The sequence below is a fragment of the Streptomyces sp. P17 genome (genome assembly GCF_032436805.1).
Classification (GTDB): Bacteria; Actinomycetota; Actinomycetes; order Streptomycetales; family Streptomycetaceae; genus Streptomyces.
Genome location: NZ_JAVRBF010001204.1, coordinates 1 through 252 on the forward strand (window position 1 = coordinate 1; position 252 = coordinate 252).

At 48.4% G+C, this 252-nt stretch carries 1 protein-coding gene; it reads right to left on the reverse strand.

Translation table 11 applies throughout. From position 1 onward, the window contains the following. Nucleotides 1-252, reverse strand: a 252-nt coding sequence (locus RMT89_RS44435; RefSeq protein ID WP_315889436.1) for a hypothetical protein, incomplete at both ends; no start/stop codon positions are given.

Here is a 252-nt window from a genome sequence, read left to right on the forward strand (position 1 = left end):
CAACTTCATTCAGTTCCGACAGGTATTCATACATGGTCGTGACGAGTTCAGAGGCGATGTTGCCAGCAATACCACGGTCACCAGAACCATAGACAGTGACCGTGAGTGGGTTCTTTGTACCACCACGTTCGATTGTCAGTTCACCGCTTTCAGGACTGAAATTGATATTGACCGACATTGCAGACAGGACACGGGTAAGAGCATCCATCTGAGCAACAGCTTTCTGATTACCATCAGAGACGAGCTTCTGAC